This is a genomic window from Chitinophaga sp. Cy-1792 (genome assembly GCF_011752935.1).
GTDB lineage: Bacteria > Bacteroidota > Bacteroidia > Chitinophagales > Chitinophagaceae > Chitinophaga.
This window is the reverse complement of sequence record NZ_VWWO01000002.1, coordinates 2,078,233-2,104,456: the sequence shown is the minus strand read 5'-3', so window position 1 is coordinate 2,104,456 and position 26,224 is coordinate 2,078,233. Positions and strand designations below refer to the sequence as shown.

Genomic DNA, 26,224 nt, shown 5'->3' with positions numbered 1-26,224 from the left:
TGCATTTCCCACAATTCCAGTTGAAAAAGATCCTCTGATTCTAAAATTAAAAATAATTGTTGAAATTTTACCGAAAAAATATCGCAGTGGATTTTTTTGTGATAAAAATAACATCAGAATAATCAGGGGAAAATCATCGTGATAAGATGATTCGCGCGAATACCTGCCTTATATTTTTAGTATCAGGGAGATAGAAAATTGTTTTAAAAAACAGCAATCTGGATAGATTTTTGTTTTCTTTTAAATATGAAAAAACTACTATTGCTAATCTCCCTCTGCCTCGGAGTTACCCAGTTAATGCAGGCACAGAACAGTCCCTATCAGTTTTATAAGCTGCAGAACCAGAACGTAATTTTCGAAAAAGTATATGCAGCCGATAGCCTGAACCAGACTGATTTATTAAAGCAATTGCAGATTGCAATTCCCAGAATTCAGGGTTTCACCCACTACCAGGAAAACGGCAACGTCATCACAGGCCGTATCATCAATGGTATTGTCGACTACAGAAGATTCGGACATCCGCTGTTGTCCGCCCCGGCGCTGATCATGTTCCCGTATGAGGCATCCGTTACCATTGAAGTAAAAGACGGTAGATACCGCGTTACCATGGCAGGTATTACGTTTATTGATAACTCCGGTAGATACCGTGAGCCGAATCCGATTGATGGCTTTCTGGCCAACAACTCAAAAACAGAATGGAAGACAGGTAAAACCGCACTGAAAATAGGACAGTTTTCAGAAGAGTATTTTTCGTCAATATTTACTGTAACGCCTTCCATGAACTGGTAAACAGGCAGTTATTTCTGCAGATGATTGTGTGAATATTATTCCTGTAAAATACAGGAACTGAGCTTTTCTACTGCCAGCACTAAAACTAACTTTCAGCGAAATATCGCGCTCTTATAGATTGGCGTATTAAGTATTTTTTTAATTTTTCAAATAGCCGCGGACCGTTTAAAACAATGGAATTCAATGACAAATCTCATATTTCTGTAAGGAAATTATTTAATAATTTTGCAACGTCTGAATGAACCGTCATTCAGGCGTTTTTTATTTATTGGTGAGTTTTAGATTATTGTAAATCAAGAAGTTACCGAAATTTTGTTCACAAGGCAAGTGTCCTGAAAATTTCAACTTTTAAATGGCATTACACAACAGAGTATCTGCTGTCGAGCTCAAGCAACGACTGCAGGAAGAGACATTCAAACGCGTTACTATTTCTTTCTACCAGTACGCGAAAATCGAAGACCCACAGGCTTTCCGCGACGCCCTGTATTCCACCCTCTTCGATCTCCAGGTTTTCGGACGTATTTATGTAGCCCATGAAGGTATCAACGCGCAGATCAGCGTGCCTGAAGCCAATGTGGACGCTTTCCGCGAAGCATTATACCTTATCCCTTTCCTGAACGGTATCCGCCTCAACATCGCCGTAGATGATGATGGTAAATCTTTCTTCGTACTGAAAATTAAAGTACGGGAGAAAATCGTTGCCGATGGTATCGAGGACCCAACCTTCGATATGGACAACAGGGGTAAATACCTCAATGCATCCGCATTTAATGAAATGGTAGACTCGTCTGAAACCATTATCGTAGACATGCGTAACCACTACGAATACGAAGTGGGCCATTTCGAAAACGCCATCGAAGTACCTTCTGATACCTTCCGCGAACAGCTGCCAATGGCGGTAGACATGCTGAAAGACCAGAAAGACAAAAACATTATCATGTACTGTACCGGCGGTATCCGCTGCGAAAAAGCTTCTGCCTACATGCTCCATAACGGCTTCCAGAACGTTTACCACCTGGAAGGTGGTATTATCGAGTACAGCAACAAGGCCAAAGAACAAGGCATCCCGGTTAAATTCAAAGGGAAAAACTTTGTATTCGACGACCGCCTCGGCGAACGTATCACTGAAGACATCATCAGCGAATGCCACCAATGTGGCAAACCTTGTGATACGCATACCAACTGTGTCAACGATGGCTGCCACCTGCTGTTTATCCAGTGTGAGGAATGTGCCGCCAAATATAACGGCTGCTGCAGTGAGGAATGTAAAACCGTTCACGCATTACCGTTAGAGGAACAGGCCGAACTGCGTAAAGGGGTAGAGAAGGGGCTGATGTTCAATAAATCAAGAAGAAAAAAGCATCGTATCTAAAATAAAAAATCCACCCCGCGTGGTTTCATCTCGGCAGGGTGGAGCGATTGAGTTTGATTACAGGAGGCTGGACATTGTCCGGCCTTCGCTATTTTCAGACCCATTCTATCAACCTATATGCGAACTAAAAATATATAAGACAGCATTGCTGCTGTGACTTTTAGCTAGTTGATCGCCCCCGGGGTATTTCTCCCCGGAGGCTAAAAATGTATCTTATCTGGCCACTGTCTCCTTTTTTCTATAGGCTGTATAGAAGATAATCGGAAAGACCAGCAATGTTAAAACGGTCGCAGTGATTAAACCCCCTATTACCACAATGGCCAAAGGTTTTTGTGTTTCGGACCCGATTCCATGTGACAATGCCGCCGGAACCAAGCCTATAGCGGCCATTAGGGCTGTCATGACCACCGGACGGATCCTGCTTTGCACCCCAAATTTTATTGAATCATCTAAATTTATTTTTTGTTCCAGGTTTTTATGGAACACAGAAATCAAAATCACCCCATTCTGAATACATATCCCGAAGAGGGCAATAAAACCTACGCCGGCCGAAATACCGAAGTTCATCCCGGTAACGTGCAAAGCCAGAATACCCCCGATCAGGGCAAAAGGAACATTCATCAGTACCAATCCGGCGTCCTTTACACTACCCAGCATAATGAACAACACCAGGAATATCGCCACAATACTGATGGGTACCACCTGCCCTAAACGCTTCGTAGCGCGCACCTGGTTCTCAAATTCACCTGTCCAGCCAATGCTGTAGCCTTTTGGCAACTTTACGGCCTTACTTACCATATCCTGGGCTTCTGCTATGGTACTTCCCAGGTCGCGGTCGCGAACAGAGAATTTAACCCCTATAAATCGTTTGTTGGAATCTCTGTAGATAAATGCAGGGCCGGTAATCGTCGTGATTTCGGCAATTTCCTTTAACGGCACCTTATTGCCATTAATAGTAGGCACCATCAGGTTAGCCAGGTCTTCCTCCGTTTTGCGGTAGTTCTCGTCATAACGGATACGGATATCGAATTTCTTTTCGCCCTCATATAACTGTGTGGCCGTTTTTCCACCAATAGCCATCTCAATAACTGCCTGGGCATCGCCGGTAGATACACCATACTGCGCCATCTTATTATCGTCGAGGTTAATGCTCATTTCCGGCTGACCAATATTCCGGATGACGCCAAGGTCTTTAATACCTTGAACATGCTTTAATTGCGCTATTACCTGCTGTGATAATGCTTCCAGTTTCACCAGGTCGTCACCGAAAATCTTCACGCCATTGGCGGCCTTGAAGCCGGCTACTGCTTCTGAAACGTTATCACTGATAGGCTGGGAGAAATTCAGGATAATGCCCGGGTACTTACGCAGTCGCTGTTCCATCTGTGTAATGAGCTCGTCCTGGGAGATTTTTCTGGTCCACTCAGCCTTCGGCGCCAGGTCTACCTGGTACTGCACAAAATAAAATCCATTCGGGTCTGTACCGTCATTGGAACGGCCTACCTGCGATAATACCCGCTTCACTTCCGGAAATCCGCCCAGGTCCTGACGGATATCATGGGCCATTTTCACGCTTTCTGTCAAAGACATACTCATCGGCAGTTCCGTGGTTACCCATAGCGAGCCTTCATTTAACTGTGGCAGGAACTCCGTTCCCAGGAACTTCGCTGATCCAAAGGTGAGCACCATAAATGCCAAAGCAAGTGTTAAGCTCAGGCGCTTGTTCCGGTAGGTTTTGTTGAAGCCACTGGTAACAATGCGATCGAAGAACTTAACGAGGATATTATTTTTCTCTTTTACATTTTTATTGAGAAGAATGGAGCAGAGTACAGGCACCAGCGTCAGTGTAAACAGCAATGCGCCCAGTAAAGCAAATCCCAGGGTCCAGGCGAGGGGAGAGAACATCTTTCCTTCTACTTTCTGGAAAGAAAATATTGGTATCAGAGAAATGATAATGATGAGTTTGGAGAAGAAAATGGCTTTCGCGAGATCTCCACCAGTTTGCTTGATCCATCCCAGCTTGGCCATCTTGTTAAACCGCTCCATCCCATATTTATGGGCCTGATGGTCGAGCATTACAAAAATCCCTTCTACCATCACCACGGCACCATCTATGATAATACCGAAGTCGATGGCCCCCATAGACAGGAGGTTGGCACTCATACCCTTCAAACGCAGGCACATAAAGGCAAACAGCAGTGCCAGCGGAATAATGATCGAAACAATCACCGTGGTACGCCAGTCGGCCATAAAGAGGAATACGATCACAGTTACGAAGATGATTCCCTCTACAAGGTTATGCATAACCGTATGTGTACAGAACTCCATCAGTGTATCGCGGTCATAAAATGTAACCATCTTTACATCGTCCGGCAATACCGTCTCATTGAGCTCTTTCAGCTTTTCCTTCAGGCGCGCCAAAACTTCTGAAGGGTTTTCTCCCTTTCGCATCACCACAATGCCTTCCACGATATCATCACCTTTATCAATGCCTACCTGACCCACGCGCGGTGCGGAGGCCTCATGTACATTGGCGAGGTCTTTCACCAGTAAGGGAACACCATTAATACTTTGTACAATGATGTTGTTGATGTCGTTAATGCTGTTGAGCAGCCCGATACCGCGTACTACATAGGCCTGGCCGTTTTTCTCGATGACATCGCCGCCTACGTTGACGTTGCTCTTATTTACTGCCTGATAAAGTTCCAGCGGGGTGATGTCATATTTGGCGAGTCTTACCGGATCAGCGCTGATCTCATAAATCTTTTCCTGTCCGCCGAAGGCCACTACATCCGCTACTCCCGGCACACTTCTTATCTGGCGGTCTATTACCCAGTTCTGCCAGGTGAGCAATTCCCTGGAATCGCGTTTCGGGCTCTTCAGGTAATAGCGGAAAATCTCCCCGGTAGGGCCATATGGAGGCTGTACTTCCGGATCGGCGCCTTCCGGCAGGTTAACACCTGTCAGCATATTATTTACCTGCTGACGGGCAAAAAAATCTTCTACATCATCTTCAAAAATAATTCTGACTACAGATAACCCGAACATGGTTACTGAACGCACGCTGGTCTTACGCTGTACGGCGTTCATGGATACTTCTATCGGAAGGGTTACAAAACGTTCCACTTCCTGTGCACTTCGTCCGTTCCATTTGGTAACGATAACGATCTGGGTATTGGTAACATCGGGGAAAGCCTCGATAGGCGTATGTACAAAGGAAAATACCCCTGCAATGATGAGCGTGGCAACCCCGATGAAAACAAACAATTTGTTCTTTAGCGAGAATGCTACAATATTTCGTATGAATTTATTCATATCATTTACTTTAGAACGCAGTCTGGTTGTGATATTCTGGCAAGTGAGCTAAAGCTGGCTAATCTTTCAGTGCATCATAAATCAGCAGCTGATTTTTAGATATAACTTGTTCATCTGGCTGCAGTCCGGACTGGATATAGGTTAATTCGCCGGAAGATTTTGCTACTTCTACCTGACGTATGCTAATATTAAATTTGTCTTTAAAGACCAGTACATAATTCCTGCTGTTGTCGAAGATGACAGCGCTGGATGGAATCGCGACCTTTTCATCTTTGTCCTTATAGGTCACATATACGGTCGCAAACATTTCGGGCTTCAGTTCCATCTTCTTATTATCGATGCTGATACGTATCTGCATGGTTTTGGTAGCCGGGTCCAGGAAATTGTAGATCTTGTCGATACGGCCGGTAAAGGGCTGGTCAGGATAGCTGACAGTAACCACTTTGGCTTCATAGCCTTCTTTGATGCGGGAAATATCTGTTTCAAAAACATTGGCCACTACCCATACATCGTCCAGCTCAGATACCGTGAAGATATTGGCACTGTTGTCGGAGCGGATTTCCATGTTATTGTTGATATTCTTTTCGATCACATAGCCGGAGATAGGAGCGGTAACAAGGTAGGTGGCGCCGCTGCCTTTGCGGTATATTTTAAAGAGATCGTTCAGCCGGATGATTTCTGCATTGGCCTTCTGTACATCACCTCTGGCGTTTACCACATCTTTTTCTGTGGCCAGGCGGCTGTCGTACAGGTCCTGTGCTACTTTCAGGTTCTTTTCAGCAACGCCCTGGTCAGATTTTGCCTGCGATAACTGCTTCTCATAATCGGCAATCTCCGCACTATGTATGACTGCCAGCACCTGGCCTTTCTGTACATAATCGCCCAGTTGTACTTTAATATCTTTCACATACCCACTTACCAGCGGATATACTTTTAATACCTTACCGCCATTGGGAGTAACCTTGCCGGATAAACGAATTTCATTTCTTACCGGCTCCATACGGGCGGTATCTATTCTTACACTCCGGAGCATGGTGTCGCTCAGTACGAAGGTGCTTTTCTCGGTATCTTCTACAGGTGCATGTTTACATCCGGTTCCTGTAACCGCTGCCAGCAGGGCGAATCCGACGATCACGGTGATGCGGTTCATAAGTTTAGTTTTTAAATAGTTCTTGTCCTGTTGCATAGTTAAGTTCCTCATAGGCATTTATCCTGTTGGATAAAAACCGGTTGATATTTTTTGCGTTGTCGCTGTAGCTGTTGAAATAATCGATAAACTGTAGGAGGGAGATATTTCCTTTGCGGAAATTTTTCGCTACTTCTTCGATAAGGGTATCAAATTCAGTCTGGAACTGGTGAAGGTCAAATCCTTTGTACCGTTTTTCGAGTTGTACGATACGCTGATAGGCATTTAATACTTCCGTCTGTGCAACGGATTGCTGCTGTTTGAACTGCTGTTCTACACTGCTCACCTGGTATTGTGCGGCGCGAATATTGCCCTGGTTGCGGTTCCAGAGGGGAAGGTCTATGCCTAGGGTCAGGCCTACGAAATTATTGACATAACTGCCGGATTTGTCATAGGTGGCGCCTACATGCAGATCTGGTACCGCGATCGATTTTTGCAACCGGTAATTCAGTTCCGCAGTCTGATACTGCAATGCGGCCAGCCGTACATCAGGACGGTTCTGGGCGGCGCTGTCGAGCAGCTGCGGTAACTGAATATGGTCCAGAGAATAATGGGCCAGATCTGGTGTCTGTAAACTGGCTTCATAGAATTCCTGGCTATGGAGTAACTGTTGTAGGTTTTTCTGTGATTCGAGTTCCTGTTGCTTCAGATCAGCATAGTCATTTTCCAGCCCCACCTGTAAGGCCTGCAGCCTTACCAGGTCTGCATGTGCCACGCTTCCTTTTCTGTCGGCCTCTACATAGGCATCCACAATTTTCTGCAGGTTTTCCAGTTGTTCTTTCAGGATAACTGCTGTCTGCTGCTGATAGTAGATATTATAAAAATTCTCTCTCAGCTGTAACTTCAATGTTCTTACCAGTTCATCAAAGGTGGCCTCGTTCATTCGGGCTGCAGTGCCGGCAAGCTGGATACCTTTGTTCCGCTTACCTGCCAGCTGAATCAGCTGGTCAATATTGTACTGCGTTTCACCATTGGCGCCAACATCAAATGGTTTGATGTGGTCGGTGCTGCCAAATCCCAGTACAGTACTGAAGTTGGGGTTACTCCAGATTTTAGCCTGCCTGATGAGTGCTTTGGAGGCATCTATCTGATATCGTTGTGCCAGTAATGCATAATTCCGTACAAGAAATGAATCTTCAACAGACTGCAAGGTTACTGGTGTAGCCTGACGCTGTGCGAATATAGGTTGAATATAGCCCAGGCCTGTCATGCATACTGAAGTGATCAGTAATTTTAATCGTTGCATACGCCTTTATTTCAGCCTGCAAAAATCTTAAAGCCAGATTAAAGGCTCCTTTAAGGCGTATTAAAATGATATTAAAATTAAATTAGTTAACTGGGAAAGGGAAGAAGGAGTGAGTTGTAATTCCTTGACTGCTGCCGGTTTACAGATGCGGGAGTATCACCGTAAAGGTAGTGCCGTCTTCCGGGGTAGACGTTACCGTTATATGTCCGTTGTGTATCTGTACTATCTTTTTACAGATAGATAAGCCCAATCCATGGCCACGGACTTTCTGTGCATTCAGTCCACGGTAGAAGGGTTCAAATATTTTATTGATCTCGTCCGCTGGAATACCGATGCCATTATCTTTTATCTGTACCATAATATACTGGGTATAGAAATCAATAAAAACGTGTGCCGTATTGTCTTTACTGAATTTGCAGGCATTGTCTACCAGGTTGATGAAAAGGACTTTCAGCAGGCTTTCATTGCCGAAACAGGTGACCAGCAAGTCGTTGTCCGGGAATTTATTGAACTGTATATCGATCTTGCTTTCTCTTTGTTTCAGGCGGATAAGGTTGGCCATATCCATCAGCAATTCGTCTATTCTCACATCACCGAACACGAATTCCTGTTCTTTCATCTCCGACTGTGCCAGCTGTAAAAGGCCATTGGTAAGGTCTGTCAGACTTTCGGCATCTTCCAGTACGGAGCTTAATACGCTCTGGTATTCTTCTGCGCTGCGTTCTTTCGACAGCGTTACCTGTAACTGACTGATAATAGAGGCGAGGGGCGTCCGCAGTTCATGGGAAGCATTGCTCACAAAGCTTTTCTGCAGATCGAATGAGTCGCTGAGTCGCTGCAGCATCGTATTGAAGTTGGCAGCCAGCTTGGCAATCTCGTCCCGTCCCTGCACGGCCACTTCTCTGTCCTGCAGGTTGTTGGCGTTGATACTGTCCACTTCCTTCACCAGCTTATCAATGGGTTCCACCATTTTACGGGCGAAGAAATAACCCACGCCCACCAGTACCAGAATGGCTGTGGCCAGCTCCAGGAGCAGGATACGGCTCAGGTTCTGGAGGTTCTGGTAACCATATTTGTCAAAGGAAGATACAATTACAATCACCGAAACATTCTCTTCGGTATAATAAATACCTACTTCTTCGCCACTGCCTTTTTCGTAACTGAAGGTTTTGTTTTGCCTGATATAATCCAGCAGGCTGCGGTGGGTGCGAATGGTGGTATCTTTCAGGTTGCTGTAGAGGAGATCGTAATTGGTATTATATACAAGAATGCTTTCTTTGTAAAGGTCCTGGAAGGTAGTGCGGTCCAGCTTGCGAAGCAGGTCCACTTTTACATGGCCATCTTCGATGATCACATTGGCAATGGAGCGGGCACGGTATTCCAGGCGTTCCAGGTATTCTGCTTTCCTGGATTTTGAAGAAAAGTAATACACCAGCACGGCAAATATCATCAGCATCAGCGTTGCTGACACCGTATAATAGAGCGCTATTTTGTATTTGATCTTCAATGGAGGCTATTCTTCTGAGAGGTAATAACCCATACCTGTTTTGGTATGCAGGAGTTTATTTTCGAAATCCTTGTCAATTTTTTTACGAAGGAAGTTCATATATACTTCGATCACATTGGTACCTGTGTCAAAGTCGATATCCCATACTTTCTCGGCAATGGTAAGTTTGGAAATAACTTTTCCTTTATGGAGGGCCAGGAATTCCAGCAGCTGGTATTCTTTGGCAGTAAGGGCTATTTTTTTGCCGCTACGGCTCACTTCTTTCTTTTCCCGGTCGATTTCGAGGTCGCCTATAACGATTTTGTATTGGGTACTTTGTGAAGTTTCGGAGCCGGCACGTTTGAGGAATACGCGTATTCTGGCAAGTAGTTCTCTGAAGTCGAAGGGTTTTACGAGGTAATCATCTGCCCCTAGTTCAAAAGCCTGCATTTTATCATCCATACCACCTAAGGCCGTCAGCATAATAATGGGAATACGGATGTTTTTCTGTCGTATCACCTCGCAAAGTTCGTATCCGTTGCTGTGGGGCAGATTGAGGTCGAGGATAACCAGGTCGTAATTGTTGCTGTTGACGAGGCTTTTAGCCATACGGCCGTCATAGGCAACGTCCACATCAAAACCATTTTCTTCCAATCCTTTTTTTACAGCGTTGGCAACTTTCACTTCATCTTCTACTACAAGAATTTTTTGCATGAAAATGTTTGTTTTTGTGAGATGATATACCCCGGAGAAGCCTGTGTTACAGGTATTTCCGGGGTATGGGGGCGGCATTAGCTCATCAGCGCTGCTTCCAGCTGCATGATTTTGTCGAACAGCCCTTCATATTGTTCATTCGCTCTTTCGAGGAATTTGAGTACATCATTGTATTCACTTTCCACAGAAGCGAATTTATCCTTGTTGCCGTAGATATCCGGATTGCCAAGGCTGGCTTCCAGGTCAGCCTTGCGGGCTTTCAGACTGGCCAGCTGTCCTTCCAGGTTACTAAACTGCTTCTGTTGTTTCTGCAGTTCACGCTGCACATCTTTATTGATGGCGCCTTTAGGGGCTACAGCTTCCGCTTTGGTTTCTTTTTTCGTTTCTGCGGCAGCGTTACCATGGGAAGGAGTGGTTTTCTCCTTTTCCTGGATCTGCTGATTGGCAGCCATACGTTTTTTCCATTCTTCCCATTCCCCGTAGGTGCCTTTAAACTCTTTGATTTCACCATCTACGATTTCCCAGATTTTGTTGGCTGTCTGGCTAACGAAATAACGGTCGTGGGAAACGAGTACGATACTACCTTCATATTTCGCGAGTGCATCGATCAGCATCTGTACGGAGTTCATGTCCAGGTGGTTCGTCGGCTCATCGAGCATGAGGAAGTTGGCCTGGCTGATAATGGTTTTAGCCAGTGCTACGCGGGCTTTTTCACCACCGGAAAGGATACGTATCTTTTTAAATACGTCGTCGCCGGTAAATAGGAAGCAGCCTAACAGCTGACGGAGTTCCAGTTCTGTTTTACCGCTGCCGGCATTTTTCAGCTCATCCAGGATCTCGCTGTTGAGGTCCAGGGATTCCAGCTGGTGCTGGGCGTAGAAACTGGTAACTACGTTATGACCCGGCGTGCGCTCACCTTCGTGGGTTTCGGTGCCGGCAATGATGCGGAGTAGGGTAGACTTACCTTTACCGTTTGCACCGATAAGGGCAATTTTATCACCACGGTTGATCTCTGCACCGGTATTTTTAAGAATGACGTTGTTGCCAAAGCTTTTGCTGACATCGGTCAGGGTAGCGAGGATTTTTCCCGGCATCTTTTCAACGGTGAAGTTGATACGGATTTTGGAAGGGCCGCCATCTACCTGTTCGATTCTATCCAACTTATCGAGGCGCTTGGCTATACTCTGTGCCTGTGCGGCTTTGGAAGCTTTCGCCTTGAATCGTTCGATAAATCTTTCCTGCTGGCGGATATAGTCCTGCTGATTTTCGTAGGCACGTTGCTGCATTTCGCGGCGCAGTTCTTTCTCTACTTCGTAATCTTCGTAGTTACCGGAGTAGTGGTGTAACTGCTGCTGGTAAACTTCTACGATACCATTTACCATACGGTCCAGGAAGAAGCGGTCGTGGGAAACGATGATCACGGCGCCGTTGTAACCAATCAGGTAACGCTCCAGCCATTCGATGGAAGGAAGGTCAAGGTGGTTGGTAGGCTCATCGAGCATGAGTACATCCGGCTGCTGGAGGATAAGACGGGCGAGGAGTACACGCATACGCCAACCTCCGGAGAACTGGCTGTAGGGACGTTCCAGGTCTGCCGTGCTGAAACCGAGACCTTCCAGTACCTGGGCGGTCTTGTGTTTCATATTATAACCGTCGAGGGCTTCGAATTCGTGTAACTTATCACTGAATTCGTTGAGCAGTTCGTCGGTCTGGTTATGTTCGAGTTCTTTGGTGATCCTTTCGATGTCTTTTTCCAGCTCGAGTGCTTTACCAAAGGCCATCATACCTACGGTGAGGATAGATTCGTCTGTTTCAAAGCTCAGGAGGTCCTGGTTGAAGAAACCGATACTCAGGTTTTTACTTTTATTGACACTTCCTTTGGAGACAGAGTATTCGCCATTGATGATGCGCAGCAAAGTGGATTTACCAGTTCCGTTCAGGCCTATCAGGCCGATACGGTCGCCGGGTTCAATATGCCAGGAGGAATTTTCCAAAATCACCCTGGAGCCAAACTCAAATGTTATGTCCTGTAATGCGATCAACATAAAAAATACAAATACAAAGGTTGAATAAAACGTGCAAAGTTACTGATTATAAGGATAATTATCAGATTATAATCCTTATGAATACAATTCTTTAGTTTTGTTTAACAAATTAGAAAAGATGAAATTAAAAATATTTCTCCCGTTTGGAGCCATGATACTCTCTGCCAGCCTGTTTTCCTGTCATAATCAGGGTGCTGAAAAAGGGGGAGAAGATACAGCCGTTGCGGCCACAACCGCCTTACAGGCACCCTATAATGACGTTTATTATGACTCCCTGAACCAGGTAATGGGGGCATATTACCAGCTCTCTGCCGCATTTGCAGGTTCTAATGCTACGGCCGCCAGTGCGGCAGCGGCAGTGCTAAAATTGCATGTGGATAGTCTGCCGGTGCAATTATTGCAGATGGATAGTGCCCGCCTGGGTAATATCACGGGTATTACGGGCAGTATCAGCGCTGAGCTGACTGGTTTGCAGGGGGAGCAGGATATTGAAGGCAAAAGGGCCTCTTTCCAGATGATATCTGACATGCTGTATGATCTTATTAAAACCACCGGCTATAAAGGCCATACGGTTTACCACCAGTTTTGCCCGATGGCATTTGATGACAAAGGTGCTTATTGGCTGAGTGAAACTGAAAAGATCGTAAATCCGTATTTTGGAGAGAAGATGTTAAGTTGCGGGTCTACCAATGATTCGTTAATTTATAAATAAGCATTTTTATCCCATTTTTGTCGGCCACCGCAGGCGGCCGACAAAAATGGGACTGGGCCCGATGCCGAAGGCATCGGGCCCAGTCCCGGAAGGATATTATAACGGAAGCCGCATCCGCCGAAGGCGGCCAGGGAAGCGGGAACAAAAGCTTAACTATCTTCCGGAAAGAAAAATTAATGCTTACCATCAACTGCCGTCAAATTGCTGTGCTGCACCTTATTTTCGGAGATATTGCGGTTAGTGTTAACCTGTTAGCTCCTAAGTTTAAAATGTATAATTTGCAAATTCTGCCGGAGTTTGGTTAAAAAACAAGAGCTATTGCTTAACTTCGCAACCTATTTAAAAGGAACACAGTATCTGCTAAAAAATTGGATACATTAGAATAACGTATGATAAATATCACTTTTCCAGATGGCGCGGTGCGACAGTATGAAGCTGGCGTAACTGCTTTGGACATCGCCAAATCCATCAGCGAAGGATTGGCGCGTAAGGTATTGGCTGCAAAGGTTAACGGGGACGTTGTGGACGCTACCCGTCCTATTACGACGGATGCGAATCTGCAGTTACTTACGTGGACGGATACGGATGGCAAGTCTACCATGTGGCACTCTTCAGCCCACCTTATGGCTGAAGCGCTGGAAGCACTGTACCCTGGCGTAAAACTGGGTATAGGCCCTTCAATTGAAAACGGTTTCTATTACGATATCGACCTGGGTGGTCGTGCCATTACAGAAGAAGATCTGAGAAAGATCGAAGCTAAAATGGTAGAGCTGGCAAAACACAACAGCGAATACACCCGCAAGGAAGTCAGCAAAGCTGATGCCCTGCAATATTTCACCGAAAAAGGAGATGAGTACAAGCTGGAACTGATCAGCGACCTCCAGGATGGTAGCATTACCTTCTATACACAGGGTGGTTTTACTGATCTGTGCCGCGGACCACACATCCCGAACACCGGTTTTATCAAGGCGATAAAACTGACCAACATTGCCGGCGCTTACTGGCGTGGTAATGAAAACAATAAAATGCTGACCCGCATCTACGGTATCACCTTCCCGAACGCAAAAGAACTGGAAGAATACCTGACCCTGCTGGAAGAAGCTAAAAAACGTGACCACCGTAAGCTGGGTAAGGAACTGGAACTATTTACCTTCTCTGAAAAAGTAGGTCTGGGCCTCCCTATGTGGCTGCCTAAAGGTGCGCTGCTGCGTGAACGCCTGCAACGCTTCCTCCAGGATGCACAGATGGCTACCGGCTACCTCCCGGTTGTTACACCGCATATCGGTAACAAAAACCTGTACGTGACTTCCGGTCACTACGAAAAATATGGGAAAGACAGTTTCAGACCTATCACCACACCTGAAGAAGGTGAGGAGTTCATGCTGAAACCTATGAACTGTCCGCATCACTGCGAACTGTATAAAGCTTCTCCTAAATCCTACAAGGATTTACCGGTACGCTTTGCTGAATTCGGTACCGTTTACCGCTACGAACAGCATGGTGAGCTGCACGGTCTTACCCGTGTAAGAGGCTTTACTCAGGATGATGCGCATCTTTTCTGCCGTCCTGATCAGGTGAAGGAAGAATTCATGAAAGTGATCGACCTGGTGCTGTACGTATTTAACAGCCTTGGTTTCACTAACTATACCGCCCAGGTTTCCCTGCGCGATAAAGAAGACCGCAGCAAATACATCGGTTCCGAAGAAAACTGGGAACTGGCGGAAAGCGCGATCATCGAATCAGCAAACGAAAAAGGCCTGCCTACTGTAGTTGAATATGGTGAAGCAGCGTTCTATGGTCCTAAGCTGGACTTCATGGTGAAAGATGCGCTGGGACGTAAATGGCAGCTGGGTACCATCCAGGTGGACTATAACCTCCCTGAGCGTTTTGAACTGGAATACATCGGTGCTGATAACGCCAAACATCGTCCGGTAATGATTCACCGTGCACCTTTCGGTTCACTGGAACGTTTCATCGCCGTACTGATCGAACACTGTGGTGGTAAATTCCCGCTGTGGCTGGCACCTACCCAGGTGAAAATCCTGCCAATCTCTGACAAGAGTCAGGAGTACGCGGAAAAAGTGGCAGAATTGCTGAAAAAAGCAGACATTCGTGCTGAGATCGACGACAGAAGCGAAAAAATAGGTAAAAAGATCCGTGAGGCAGAGTTGGCCAAGATCCCTTACATGCTGGTATTAGGTGAAAAAGAGGCAGCAGATAATCTCGTTGCTGTTCGCCGCCAGGCTAAAGGTGATCTGGGTACCATGAACCCCGATCAGTTTATCAGTCTTGTGAATGAAGAAGTGGTAAACAGGAAACCGTTCGAATAATCGTTCACAGATGTGGGAAAAAATGATATAGGCAGGTGAACATTACCATTTTCAGGTATGTTTATTGCTAAAGATTTTCACATTAAATTTGCAAAAAATTGTTTCTGGTCCATGGATTATCTTTGTGGACCATGGACACCGGGCAATTAATTATTTAACTTTTATTTTTTTAATGCAAAACAGACCCAAACCAAGTTTTAACAACAACAACCGGGGTAGAAACCCTAACTTCCGCAGAGAGCAACAACAAGAACACCGCACCAACCGGATGATCCGTGTGCCTGAGGTTAGACTTGTAGGCGAGAACGTTGAGGTAGGTGTTTACAGGACCGAGGATGCGCTGCGTATGGCAGAAGAGCAACAATTGGACCTGGTGGAAATTTCCCCAAATGCAGTACCCCCAGTTTGCCGTATCATTGACTATAACAAATTCCTCTACGAAAAGAAGAAGAAGGAAAAGGAAATGAAGGCAAACGCGCACAAAAGTGAAGTGAAGGAAATTCGCTTTACACCGAATACCGATGATCATGATTTCGATTTCAAAGCTAAACACGCAGAGAAATTCCTGAAAGACGGTAACAAGGTGAAAACTTACGTGCAGTTTAAAGGTCGTGCTATCATGTTCAAGGAACGTGGTGAGCTGATCCTCCTGAAATTCGCTGAAAGACTGGCAGAAGTAGGTGGCCTCGAAGGTATGCCTACCATGGAAGGTAAGCGTATGATCGCCATCTTCGCGCCTAAAACAGCCAAGAAAAAAGACAAAGCCCCTAAAGAACCTAAAGAGAATAAAGAAGCGCCTAAAGTTGCAGAAAGCAAACCTGAAGGCGACGCTCAATAAGGGTTTCGGGTTTAATATTATAAGTAGCCACCAGGTCAAAAGCCTGGTGGCTTTAATTATTGCTGTACGCTCAGGTACTGATGCATACGCGCTTTCATACGCGCAATATCTTCCGGGGTAACTGCCATCTCCGTTTCCTTACCCATATCATCCCATATACGCAGCTGAATATACTGATGAAACAACGGGTCCGCATGGAACTCCGCTGCTTCTCCTTCGGTCATGGGACCGCCCTGGTATTCCAACGTTTTCTTGCTGGTTTCTGATAAGGTATCGTAATAGGCACTGTCCGAAAAAGTCAGGTAACGCTTGGCCTGCACGTGACTGCCCACCAACTTTACCAGCTGCTCGGGGAATCCGCGTTCACGCAGGAAACGCTGCCCCAGTTCATCATGTGCCATCGTTCCATAGCCTTCCATCTGGTCTTCGCCTTCAAAGAAATGGCCTATGTCGTGCAGAAATGCTGCCAGCACCATCTCGTCGCTGAAGCCGGTGCGTTCCGCTATCAGCGCGGCCTGCATCATATGCATCAGCATGGTGACATCCTCTCCGTAAGCGTGATGTCCGTGTTGTTCGTACAGCGAAAAAATTTCTTCTGTAATCGCATGTTTGTCTTCCATAACTAAATTTGTCCTGATTAATAATCTAACGTAAATGCATATATTAAGATCGGAGATTTCGAAAGAATTGTGATGCAGAAAAATCGGATATAACAATTTGTTTACCTTCGCTGTTTACATTTGCATAAAATCTGAACCATTGCTAAAAAGAGAGTTACGTGTCATCCTGATTTCATTAGTGGTGAGCTTTCTGCTTACTGCCCTGAAATTCCTCGCATATGGCATGACCCATTCCGTTGCTATATTATCTGATGCCCTTGAATCCATTATCAACGTTGTTGCAGGTGGTTTTGCCAGTTACAGTATTTATCTTGCCGGTAAACCCAAAGATGAAAACCATCCTTACGGCCATGGTAAAGTAGAATTCTTCAGCATAGGTTTTGAAGGCGCCATGATCTTCTTCGCTGGAATACTGATCCTTGTGAAAGCAGTACAGTATTTCATCTTCCCGAAAGAACTGCACAAAATGGAATCCGGCCTCTGGCTGCTGGGCGCTACCACTGTTGCCAACCTCTTACTGGGACTATATTTACGTCAGTCGGGAAAGAAGCTGAACAGCATTACCATCACCGGTAACGGGCAGCATATTATGACAGATGTATACAGTAGTGCCGGACTGATCGTCGCGTTACTGGTGATACATTTTACCGGCTGGTTCTGGCTGGATCCCGCCGTATCTGTTGTAATGGGAGTACTGATCCTGGTCAATGGCTATAAGCTGATGCGTAGGTCTATCTCTGGTCTGATGGATGAAACAGATATGCAGTCTGTGGATCGTGTGATTGATATTCTCTCCAAAAACAGGGTACCAAACTGGATCGATGTACATAATATGCGCATACAGCAATATGGCAATAATTATCACATCGATTGTCATATTACCTTACCGTATTACCTGAAACTGAACGAGGCACATGACGAAATGAAAAGGGTGGAAGTGCTGGTGAATAAAGAGTTTGGGAATAGTGAAGTGGAATTTTTCATTCATATGGACCCGTGTATTCCGATCTGTTGTCATTATTGTCTGAAAGCTGAATGCCCCGTGCGCAGCCATCCGTTTACCGGGGAAATTGTCTGGAGCCGCGATAATGTTTTGCCTAACAGGAAACACGGCGTGTAATCGAAATTCATCTTTAGCAAAGCATTCCCGCCCCTTAAGGGCGGAACAGACAAAAGGGTAGCGAAGCTACCCTTTTCAATTATATCTAACGTCTTAGAAAATACCTGCGTTATACTTTTTATGTGGTGGGCTATCGCCCGGATTTAAACAGCAATCATTTATTCATCACCTGCTTCCTCACCATCGCCATGGCCAAGGATATCACGTACCGGTTTCACTGCCTGATAAATGGCGCGGTTATATTTATTTCCAAGGATGATCAGCGTGGTGGTATCCTGTACAAAACGATAGAACACGGTGTTGTTGCCATGCCACCATCCGTTATGATATACAATATTCTTACTGCTGTCAGGATAAACCATTAGTCGCCATCCGAGGCCGTAATTGCGCACGCCTGGTTTTTCATGGCTATAAGGTGTATAGGCAGCTTTTAGTGTTTCAGGTTTAAGGAAATGGCCGGAGTATAACGCCTGGTCCCATTTCAGCATATCCTGTGCAGAGCTGTAGATGCCTTTGTCGCCCATGACGCCATCAAAATAGGTATCTGGTTCCGGCTGGCCGTTATACTTGTGGCTTTGTGTCTGATGTGCTCTGACGGGCGTTGCGGGATCATATACAAAGGTATTGTGCATCTGCAGGGGCTTGAAAACAGAGTCCTGCATAAAGGCCGCATATTTCTCGCCGGTTACTTTTTCTATAATAGATGCCAGCAGCATGTAGTTGGTATTGCAATACTGAAAATGCGTACCCGGCTGATGCTGGATGGGTGGTTTGTGTTTGATCATCAGTTCTATCACCTCATTATTGGTAATATAACGGGATGGCTCTTTCCAGAGGCTATCGCAGAAATACAGGTAGTTTGGCAGTCCGCTGCGATGACTCAGCAGCATACGTACCGTAATACCTTTGTAGGGAAAGTCCGGAAAGAATTTTTGAAGGTGATCATCCAGGGAGAGTTTATCTCTGTCTGCCAGGTATAAAACTGCGGCCCCTGTAAATGTTTTGGACACGGATGCCAGCTGAAAGGAGCTGCTGTCAACGATCGGGGTTTTAGTCCTGAAGTTTTCCAGTCCGTGATATTTTTCGAAGATGATAACACCTTTGCGGGCCACGATCATGGCGCCGTTAAAACCGGTACGAAGGAATTTGTTATTATAGAAGTAGTTTAATTCCTGCTGTATCTGTACCGTGCGGGGTGAGTTCAGAATGGCTTCCTTTTCGGCCGCTGTAAGGCCTAATGTATATATAGCACTATCTGATGCTGTTTTATTTTTCTCTGTCGCTTTTCGTGCGGCTGTGCTCTGACAGCTCGTAATAATGACAACCCCCGCAAATATGAGTATGCCTGCTGCTTTCAATCGCTTCATTAGAAGTGTAATGTGACTCTTTAACGCTAAATTTCTCCCGAACTAATTAATACAAAACACGAAAATACTCATCAATGTTAAAGCCAGCCAAATAAAAATCTCTCAATCATAGCCTTTTAACGCTATTTTAAGGCTAAAAGCGGTAAGTGCTTAAAAAAATAGCAACGCGACGCTGGTTTTTTTGATAATATCTAAATTGAAAGGATTAGTATTTGAAAATTCGTAAACATCCAGTAGGTTTGTGCTTTGTTAATGACCCGCCAAGCAGCAATTATTAAGCCAATTGCATGAAAAGGATATACATATAATTTTATATAATACTATGGATCAGCAGAAATTGACAAGTTATCCGAAAGAGAAGATTAGCATTTTATTGTTGGAGAACATCAGCGATGCCGCTGTTGCGGAATTCACCAACGCCGGCTATTCGGTACGTAAGTTGTCGGGCGCGCTGAGCGAAGAAGACCTGATAGCAGAAATTAAGGATGTACACCTCTTAGGCATTCGTTCGAAGACACAGATTACCGCCAAAGTGCTGGAGGCAGCGAAGAAATTACAGGCGATTGGTTGTTTTTGTATCGGTACCAACCAGGTAGACCTGAAAGCCGCTACAGAAGCAGGGGTGGTCGTATTTAACGCGCCTTACTCCAACACCCGCTCGGTAGCTGAACTGGTAATCGGGTTGTCGATCATGTTGATTCGTCGTATTATCGACAAAAATACTGCGGCTCACAACGGCATCTGGATGAAAGAAGCCAAAGGGAGCTATGAACTCCGCGGTAAAACGCTGGCCATCGTTGGTTATGGAAATATCGGTTCCCAGGTGAGCGTACTGGCGGAAGCGTTAGGTATGAACGTTATCTATTATGACGTGGAAACCAAGCTGCCACTGGGTAATGCTACACAGATCCGTTCCCTGAAAGACCTCTTCGGACAGGCAGACATCATCTCCCTGCACGTTCCTTCCAGTAAGTCTACCGAAAATATGATCACTGCAGAAGCATTGTCATATGTAAAACCAGGTGCTATCTTTATTAACTATGCACGTGGTGAGGTAGTAGACCTGGAGGCCCTGAGAGATGCGCTGGTAAGCGGTCAGATCTCCGGCGCTGCCGTAGATGTGTTCCCGGTAGAACCAGAGAAAAACGGTGCGGCATTTTCCACGCCTTTGCAAAAACTGCCCAATGTTATCCTTACGCCGCATATCGGTGGCAGCACGGAAGAAGCACAGCATAATATCGGGCTGGATGTCAGCAGCAAACTGCTCAACTACCTGGAAAAAGGCGCGAGCTTCGGTTCACATACCGTTCCTGCGATCAGCGTACCGGCTGTTGAACATACGCATCGTATCCTGCACATTCACAAAAATGTGCCGGGTGTACTCTCCGCGATCAATACGGCATTATCTGCCAATAAAATCAATATCCTGGGTCAGTACCTGAAAACCAATGACCAGATCGGTTATGTGGTACTGGACGTGGATACCCAGCTGTCGCAGGAAGCCCTGGCACTGCTGAGAGGCGTTGAACACACGATCAAAACCAGGTTGTTGTACTAATAAACTGGTAATCATACAGAAAGCTGCCTCCACGCAAGTAGGGGCAGCTTTTTTTATGCGAAAGCCCTAAAGGGATTATTCAGCTGGATTTCCTGCCTTTTCATCGACTGCTTTGAGGATGGAAAATGTTTTTGCGTACCTTGTCTATAAATAGCTATCTTGAAGGCAAAAATAATTGCTACAGTAAAATGAAAATCAGAAAGTCAATTTTTGCCGGTGCAGGTTTGATAGCCGGACTATTTATGTCTACCATGGCCATGGCGCAGGATGAAGATGTGAACAAATGGGCGCCGGCTAATATTCATATCGACGGAAAAGCCAGTGAATGGTCTAAACCGCTGTCCTTTTACAATAACGATGCAAAATTATTTTATACGATAGCGAACGATTCCAACAATCTGTATGTTGTAATAAGTGCACCGGATGCGCAGAACCAGATGAAAATAATGAGAGCAGGTTTTACGTTTTCTGTAAACGCAACCGGCAAGAAGAAAGTGGTATCGTCTGTTACTTTCCCTATCCTGGGAGAAGATGCACCGGAAGTTGTTGAATCCCAGAATCAACGCAATTCAGTAGAGTGGAGAAGAAGCGTGCTGCAAAATGCAAAGCAGATCAGTGTGGAAGGCCTGGTTGGCGTACCAGATGGCATCATGTCTGTTAAAAATGATAAGAATATCCTCTCCGCAGCATCGCTGGATGACCAGGGAAACCTCATCTGCGAACTCGCCATACCTTTATCCTATATTGGCATTACTTACGGCAACGATAAACCAATAGCTTACAGATTTAAAGTGAATGCACTCAACCGCGACGATCGTAAAGCAAAAGAGAAAGAGGAGAAAGAACGTATCGCAGCCCTGCAAGCCGCTGAGAAAGAAGGCAAAACGCCGCCGGCTGGTGCTCACAACGGTATGCGTAACGGCTTAAATGGTCCCGGAATGGAAAACCTGTTTTACCCTAAGGACTTCTGGACCAGACAAATCCTGGCTACGCATAAATAATATCCTCCGGTTATCTTATTTCATATAGCCATAATCGTTATTATGCATAAAAGAATACGCACCCTGGCTGTCAGGTTGATGCTGGTTTCAGGCATCAGTACCCTGACTTATTCCTGCAAGAAAGACCTCAAAGCTGACCCTTCCGGTAATGGCGGCAGCGGAACCGGTGGCAGCACCACTGCACTTTCTGCAGAAGATTCCCTCAAATACCTGATGTATAATATCATGCAGGTATCCTACGGTGATGGCGGCAGGAATAAAAGCGCCGGTTTACCTACCTACTACTGGTACACTTCTGTTGCTACCATTAATCCGCTCGATGGAAAATATACTACAGCAGATGACCTGCTGACAGCCATGAAAGGATATGCAGTCAACCCGGATACCAAGAGTCCGTACGACCGTTACAGCTTCCTCGACCGTACCGGAGCACTCACCAATAAACTGATCAACGGCGTTTCTGCTACAACGACCGTAGCAGCCACCAACGGAGATATCGGGTTGGAATATGCGCCTGTATTGGACGCAAACAACAACCTGCGCATCTTTATATTATATGCTGATAAAAACAGTCCTGCAGGTCAGGCTGGTGTTACCCGCGGATGGGAAATCACTTCCATCAACGGTAGTAGCAACTTTCAGAATACTACTGCCTGGTTGACACAAGCATATAATTCTATTTTGAATTCGGCTTCTGTTACCCTTGGTTTTAAATTACCTGGTGGAGCCACCAAAACACTCACCCTCAACCAGGGTACATATAACGTGAACCCGGTAGCTTTCGACTCCGTACTCACCATGGGTACCAGTAAGGTAGGCTATTTTGTGATGTACACGTTCTCCAGTGTTATCAACTCTTCCGGTCAGGCTACCTATACCAAAACCGCTATAGATAATGCTTTCAGCAAATTCAAAGCGGCGGGTATCAATAACCTGGTCATCGACCTTCGCTATAACGGCGGTGGTGCAGTAACCACTGCAGAGTACCTGGACAGCCTGATCGCGCCTTCCACAGCGGCCGGCAAGGTAATGTACAACTACAAGTACAATGATGTGATGCAGGCAAATGCAGCACAGATAGGACTTGAAACAGTAGTGAATTTTCCTTCAACACTCGGTGGCCTCACGCTCAGCAGCAACAACGTATTCTTTATCACCTCCAGGAATACAGCTTCTGCAAGTGAGCTGACATTAAACAACCTTCGCCCGTACATGAACGTACACGTAGTAGGAGATACCACCTACGGAAAACCGGTAGGGTTCATCGACTTCAATATCTCCATGTACGACAGCACACATACCAAAAAGTATCTGGCTGACCTGTACGCGATCAACTTCGCTACTACCAATGCAAACAACTCCGGTGGCTATTTCACAGGTATTGCACCTGATGCAAACGCATTGGCAACAGACTATGTAAATGTGCCCTGGGGCGACGCTACCAATGATCCAAACCTGATAGCGATAGCCAAATTCCTGAGTGTAGGTAATTTCAGAAGTGCAGTAAATGCCCGTACAGAATCGCTGGGAATAACAGGATTCAGTCCGCTGAAAGGTAGCGCCAGCGTGGAAGCTAACTTTAATGGCATGGTGGATTATAAGCTGAGTAAGAAAATTCAGCAGCTGAAGAAATAAATATCTTTCCAATAAATAAAAAGCGGAGATCAGCATTATGCTGATCTCCGCTTTTTTTATCTGCAAAAATTATCTCTCTTAATACACAATTACCTCATCTGCAAACAAAAATCCATGTTGCTTATTATGCGCTTTAACACGGATATACCTCGCCTGGCGGCCTTCCAGGTTGAAGTTAAATGCCTTGAAGGTAAGTGCATGCTGACTTTCTGGAACATCATTATCTATATGCTGAACCGTAGTAAAGTTAGTGCCATCATCAGAAACAGCAACTTCTACAAAAGAGGGCATATAAATACCAACACCTTCCAGTTGCATGAAATTGATGCTTACTGATTGCAGTTTATCTTTCGTCTGCATGTCAATCGTTACATCCATATCGTTGCTTTCAAACCCTTGCCAGAGGCCATCCCCATACGATACGGTACCGCGGTAGCCATCAGTTAAAGTGGCTTCGTTTTTCGCAGGATATTTTTTGCTGTAGGGAAGATTATAGGTCACCGGTTTGCCGATGGCTTTATGATAATCCGCGCGCAAAACAGTTGGTGTGCCTTTCAGCAGCGTATCCTGGAATACAGCAGCAGTAATGGTTGCAGAGCCTTTGAAAGAAAACGGTTTCGTATATACAGGCGCGTTAGCAGCAGGCGTGGTACCATCCATGGTATAATGAATCACCGGATTGTATTGTTCGGTATTCAGGGAAATGGTCGTTTGCTGTTGCTGATAGTCGATCTGCGGTACTATAGTTACCGTATAGGATGGGCGGCAATAGTTGACGTTGAGACGCTGCAGCAGCAGGTATTGCGATTGCAGTCTGGTTTTGAAATCGGCAAAAGTTCTTTTTTCCTGTGGTGTCCAGACTACCTCAGCGAGGGCGAGGAGTCGGGGATAGACCATATATTCCAGGTGAGTAGGATTAGGAATATATTCTGCCCAGAGGTTTGCCTGTGCGCCCAGAATATGTTTGGCCTGATCGGCAGTAAGTTCCGCTGGTACCGGGTTATAGCTGTATACTTTTTCTACCGGGAGATATCCACCCTGTGCTTCCGGTTGTGTGGCAGGATCTGCCTGGTAATGATCGAAGTAGCAGTAGGTGCCCGGCGTCATGATGACATCATGGTTTTCCTTTGCAGCTGCGATTCCGCCGCTTTCTCCTCTCCACGACATAACGGTAGCTGCAGGCGCCAGTCCGCCTTCCAGGATTTCATCCCAGCCGAGGAGCTTACGGTGGTGGGCTGTCAGGAATTTCTCCATTCTCCTGATCGCATAGCTCTGCAGTTCATTTTCGTCTTTCAGGTGTTCTGTTTTAATGCGCTGCTGGCATTTAGGACATTTTTTCCAGGCGGATTTATTGGCTTCGTCTCCGCCAATATGGATATAGGTAGATGGGAAGATATCCATTACTTCCACTAACACCTTTTCCAGGAAGTCGAACGTCTGGTCGTTGCCCAGGCAGAATTCGTTGTTTTTATAGGGTTGGCCGGAGCAGGAAAGCTGCGGGTATACCGCCAGAACTTCTTCCGCATGGCCGGGCATTTCTATTTCCGGGATGACGGTGATACCGCGTTTGGCAGCATAGGCTACAATGTCGCGTGCTTCATCCTGGGTATAGTAGCCGCCATAGGCGTTAGGGTCGCCTTTGCTGGCATAACGGTGGTGATTGGCAGCCCATTCTCTCCAGGTAGCGCCGTATCGCCATGCGGCGGTGTCTGTCAGGGCGGGGAACTGCTTTATCTGCAGGCGCCAGCCTGCGCCATCAACCAGGTGCCAGTGGAAGGTATTAATTTTATACAACCACATCAGATCGAGGTATCTTTTGATATAACTGGCAGGGAAAAATGTTCGGCTCACATCGAGATGCAGACCACGATACCCAAATCGGGGATGATCTTCTATTACTGCGCAGGGTATGAGTTGCGTATCCGGTTGCAGGAGTTGCAGCTGTACCAGGCTTTGGATGCCATTGATAGCAGCGGCGCGGCTTCGTGCCAGGATGGTAATTTTTGCCGGCGTGATATGCAGGCGGTAGGTATTGGTATCTGGCAGAACATCAGCAGTAGCCTGCTGGACATAAATGTAGTTGGTAGCTTTTGGACCCGGTGCGGTGGCATTGATATTAAGCAGTTGTCCGGAAAAGGAAAGCAGTGTGGCCGCTTCTTTAAAGGCAGGAGCTGCATAAATTTTCGTTTGTGCATTCCAGTTAAAAGTGCCTGTGGTAGCCTGTAGCTGAACCGGTTTAGGAATGATATCCAGGTTGGGTTTCAGCTGGGCCTGCACGGAGCATACGGAAATAATGGTGAGGGCCAGTGCGCTGGCATAGTGCTTCAGCATAAACGTAATAACTATTTGAAAGGGGCTAAAATAGCATAAAAAAAGTCCTCCCACAAAGCGGGAGGACTGAATTATGTTGAACGGTAACGGGTTATTTGGTTCCCAGCTTCCGGATCATGTCTGCGGAGATGTCTTCGCTGTAGACGCCATATCCGTGCATAAGTACGCCTTTGGTGCCGTCTTTGGCGCTGATGGCGTATACGATATCTTCATCTGCTGGATTGGTATTGCCTTCGAACCGATAGGTTTCTTCGATTTCAAAATCCTGCGGATGGAGTTTGTAGTTATTATCTGCGCCCTGGATACAGTCGAACTGCATATTAAAATCCCGGGTAAATCCGCGTTGGCGGAGATCCTGTAGTGCTTCTGTAACTGTTTCGTAAGTCTTCATAGCTCAAAATTTCGTTAATGAATTTACTGAATTCAGGCCAATGGTAAAAATGATAATGCAGGAAAATCCCTGTTTATCATCTCCCGGAAAAATATACAAAAATGGCACCAGTAATGTTTGAAAAAGAAAGCCGCCTCTGCGTTGCAGAGACGGCTTTCAGATTTATGG

19 protein-coding genes are annotated in these 26,224 nt (G+C 45.9%); 9 read left to right on the top strand and 10 right to left on the bottom strand.

The window, feature by feature from the left end:
- Positions 1-246: 246 nt before the first annotated feature.
- On the top strand, positions 247-789 hold the full coding sequence (locus F3J22_RS22685) for a hypothetical protein (RefSeq protein WP_167020210.1): 543 nt from the start codon (positions 247-249) through the stop codon (positions 787-789).
- 352 nt (positions 790-1,141) lie between these two features.
- Positions 1,142-2,161: a rhodanese-related sulfurtransferase gene (locus tag F3J22_RS22680; protein ID WP_167020209.1), complete on the top strand. Its 1,020-nt coding sequence runs from the start codon at positions 1,142-1,144 to the stop codon at positions 2,159-2,161.
- Positions 2,162-2,374: 213 nt separating this feature from the next.
- Here the strand turns inward: F3J22_RS22680 and F3J22_RS22675 are convergent, their stop codons facing one another.
- The 6 genes from F3J22_RS22675 to F3J22_RS22650 form a co-directional block, all read right to left on the bottom strand.
- Positions 2,375-5,476, bottom strand: coding sequence for an efflux RND transporter permease subunit (locus F3J22_RS22675; RefSeq protein ID WP_167020208.1), 3,102 nt, complete (start codon positions 5,474-5,476; stop codon positions 2,375-2,377).
- 58 nt (positions 5,477-5,534) lie between these two features.
- Positions 5,535-6,626 (bottom strand): efflux RND transporter periplasmic adaptor subunit, encoded by a 1,092-nt coding sequence (locus F3J22_RS22670; protein ID WP_167020207.1) that lies wholly within the window; start codon positions 6,624-6,626, stop codon positions 5,535-5,537.
- 4 nt (positions 6,627-6,630) lie between these two features.
- Positions 6,631-7,908: a TolC family protein gene (locus F3J22_RS22665; RefSeq protein WP_167020206.1), complete on the bottom strand. Its 1,278-nt coding sequence runs from the start codon at positions 7,906-7,908 to the stop codon at positions 6,631-6,633.
- Positions 7,909-8,047: 139 nt separating this feature from the next.
- Entirely contained in the window at positions 8,048-9,415 is a 1,368-nt protein-coding gene (locus F3J22_RS22660) for a cell wall metabolism sensor histidine kinase WalK (protein WP_167020205.1), read from the bottom strand.
- A 6-nt stretch (positions 9,416-9,421) separates the two neighbouring features.
- Complete coding sequence (locus tag F3J22_RS22655; RefSeq protein ID WP_167020204.1) at positions 9,422-10,108, bottom strand: response regulator transcription factor; 687 nt, start codon at positions 10,106-10,108, stop codon at positions 9,422-9,424.
- A gap of 77 nt (positions 10,109-10,185) precedes the next feature.
- Complete coding sequence (locus F3J22_RS22650) at positions 10,186-12,153, bottom strand: ABC-F family ATP-binding cassette domain-containing protein (protein WP_205195528.1); 1,968 nt, start codon at positions 12,151-12,153, stop codon at positions 10,186-10,188.
- 118 nt (positions 12,154-12,271) lie between these two features.
- Between F3J22_RS22650 and F3J22_RS22645 the strand changes: the two genes are divergently transcribed.
- From F3J22_RS22645 to infC, 3 genes are all read left to right on the top strand, one after another.
- The gene (locus F3J22_RS22645; RefSeq protein ID WP_167020203.1) at positions 12,272-12,865 is read left to right on the top strand and encodes a DUF3347 domain-containing protein; all 594 of its coding nucleotides are present in this window, start codon (positions 12,272-12,274) and stop codon (positions 12,863-12,865) included.
- A gap of 389 nt (positions 12,866-13,254) precedes the next feature.
- Positions 13,255-15,195, top strand: a complete 1,941-nt coding sequence (gene thrS, locus F3J22_RS22640; RefSeq protein WP_167020202.1) for a threonine--tRNA ligase — start codon at positions 13,255-13,257, stop codon at positions 15,193-15,195.
- 172 nt (positions 15,196-15,367) lie between these two features.
- Positions 15,368-16,033: a translation initiation factor IF-3 gene (gene infC, locus F3J22_RS22635; RefSeq protein WP_167020201.1), complete on the top strand. Its 666-nt coding sequence runs from the start codon at positions 15,368-15,370 to the stop codon at positions 16,031-16,033.
- Between the two features lie 56 nt (positions 16,034-16,089).
- On the opposite strand, the gene F3J22_RS22630 is transcribed toward infC, so the two are convergent.
- Entirely contained in the window at positions 16,090-16,653 is a 564-nt protein-coding gene (locus F3J22_RS22630) for an HD domain-containing protein (protein WP_167020200.1), read from the bottom strand.
- A gap of 139 nt (positions 16,654-16,792) precedes the next feature.
- On the opposite strand from F3J22_RS22630, the gene F3J22_RS22625 reads away from it, so the two are divergent.
- The gene (locus F3J22_RS22625; RefSeq protein ID WP_167020199.1) at positions 16,793-17,773 is read left to right on the top strand and encodes a cation diffusion facilitator family transporter; all 981 of its coding nucleotides are present in this window, start codon (positions 16,793-16,795) and stop codon (positions 17,771-17,773) included.
- A 158-nt stretch (positions 17,774-17,931) separates the two neighbouring features.
- On the opposite strand, the gene F3J22_RS22620 is transcribed toward F3J22_RS22625, so the two are convergent.
- The gene (locus tag F3J22_RS22620; RefSeq protein WP_240155146.1) at positions 17,932-19,140 is read right to left on the bottom strand and encodes a serine hydrolase; all 1,209 of its coding nucleotides are present in this window, start codon (positions 19,138-19,140) and stop codon (positions 17,932-17,934) included.
- Between the two features lie 322 nt (positions 19,141-19,462).
- Between F3J22_RS22620 and serA the strand changes: the two genes are divergently transcribed.
- The 3 genes from serA (at position 19,463) to F3J22_RS22605 (ending at position 23,334) form a co-directional block, all read left to right on the top strand.
- Positions 19,463-20,698, top strand: coding sequence for a phosphoglycerate dehydrogenase (serA, locus tag F3J22_RS22615; RefSeq protein ID WP_167020198.1), 1,236 nt, complete (start codon positions 19,463-19,465; stop codon positions 20,696-20,698).
- 188 nt (positions 20,699-20,886) lie between these two features.
- Complete coding sequence (locus tag F3J22_RS22610) at positions 20,887-21,699, top strand: hypothetical protein (protein WP_167020197.1); 813 nt, start codon at positions 20,887-20,889, stop codon at positions 21,697-21,699.
- 42 nt (positions 21,700-21,741) lie between these two features.
- On the top strand, positions 21,742-23,334 hold the full coding sequence (locus F3J22_RS22605) for a S41 family peptidase (RefSeq protein ID WP_167020196.1): 1,593 nt from the start codon (positions 21,742-21,744) through the stop codon (positions 23,332-23,334).
- A 78-nt stretch (positions 23,335-23,412) separates the two neighbouring features.
- On the opposite strand, the gene F3J22_RS22600 is transcribed toward F3J22_RS22605, so the two are convergent.
- Positions 23,413-25,665: a family 20 glycosylhydrolase gene (locus F3J22_RS22600; protein WP_167020195.1), complete on the bottom strand. Its 2,253-nt coding sequence runs from the start codon at positions 25,663-25,665 to the stop codon at positions 23,413-23,415.
- Between the two features lie 91 nt (positions 25,666-25,756).
- The gene (locus F3J22_RS22595) at positions 25,757-26,056 is read right to left on the bottom strand and encodes a phosphoribosylpyrophosphate synthetase (protein WP_167020194.1); all 300 of its coding nucleotides are present in this window, start codon (positions 26,054-26,056) and stop codon (positions 25,757-25,759) included.
- Positions 26,057-26,224 lie beyond the last annotated feature (168 nt).

Bases quoted from the DNA above. Each gene is read 5' to 3' on its own strand.
- F3J22_RS22655 (WP_167020204.1), bottom strand. From the start codon at position 10,108: ATGCAAAAAATTCTTGTAGTAGAAGATGAAGTGAAAGTTGCCAACGCT.
- thrS (WP_167020202.1), top strand. From the start codon at position 13,255: ATGATAAATATCACTTTTCCAGATGGCGCGGTGCGACAGTATGAAGCT.
- infC (WP_167020201.1), top strand. From the start codon at position 15,368: ATGCAAAACAGACCCAAACCAAGTTTTAACAACAACAACCGGGGTAGA.
- F3J22_RS22670 (WP_167020207.1), bottom strand. From the start codon at position 6,626: ATGAACCGCATCACCGTGATCGTCGGATTCGCCCTGCTGGCAGCGGTT.
- F3J22_RS22610 (WP_167020197.1), top strand. From the start codon at position 20,887: ATGAAAATCAGAAAGTCAATTTTTGCCGGTGCAGGTTTGATAGCCGGA.
- F3J22_RS22630 (WP_167020200.1), bottom strand. From the start codon at position 16,653: ATGGAAGACAAACATGCGATTACAGAAGAAATTTTTTCGCTGTACGAA.
- F3J22_RS22645 (WP_167020203.1), top strand. From the start codon at position 12,272: ATGAAATTAAAAATATTTCTCCCGTTTGGAGCCATGATACTCTCTGCC.
- F3J22_RS22680 (WP_167020209.1), top strand. From the start codon at position 1,142: ATGGCATTACACAACAGAGTATCTGCTGTCGAGCTCAAGCAACGACTG.
- F3J22_RS22665 (WP_167020206.1), bottom strand. From the start codon at position 7,908: ATGCAACGATTAAAATTACTGATCACTTCAGTATGCATGACAGGCCTG.
- F3J22_RS22620 (WP_240155146.1), bottom strand. From the start codon at position 19,140: ATGAAGCGATTGAAAGCAGCAGGCATACTCATATTTGCGGGGGTTGTC.
- F3J22_RS22600 (WP_167020195.1), bottom strand. From the start codon at position 25,665: ATGCTGAAGCACTATGCCAGCGCACTGGCCCTCACCATTATTTCCGTA.
- F3J22_RS22595 (WP_167020194.1), bottom strand. From the start codon at position 26,056: ATGAAGACTTACGAAACAGTTACAGAAGCACTACAGGATCTCCGCCAA.
- F3J22_RS22685 (WP_167020210.1), top strand. From the start codon at position 247: ATGAAAAAACTACTATTGCTAATCTCCCTCTGCCTCGGAGTTACCCAG.
- serA (WP_167020198.1), top strand. From the start codon at position 19,463: ATGGATCAGCAGAAATTGACAAGTTATCCGAAAGAGAAGATTAGCATT.
- F3J22_RS22650 (WP_205195528.1), bottom strand. From the start codon at position 12,153: ATGTTGATCGCATTACAGGACATAACATTTGAGTTTGGCTCCAGGGTG.
- F3J22_RS22675 (WP_167020208.1), bottom strand. From the start codon at position 5,476: ATGAATAAATTCATACGAAATATTGTAGCATTCTCGCTAAAGAACAAA.
- F3J22_RS22605 (WP_167020196.1), top strand. From the start codon at position 21,742: ATGCATAAAAGAATACGCACCCTGGCTGTCAGGTTGATGCTGGTTTCA.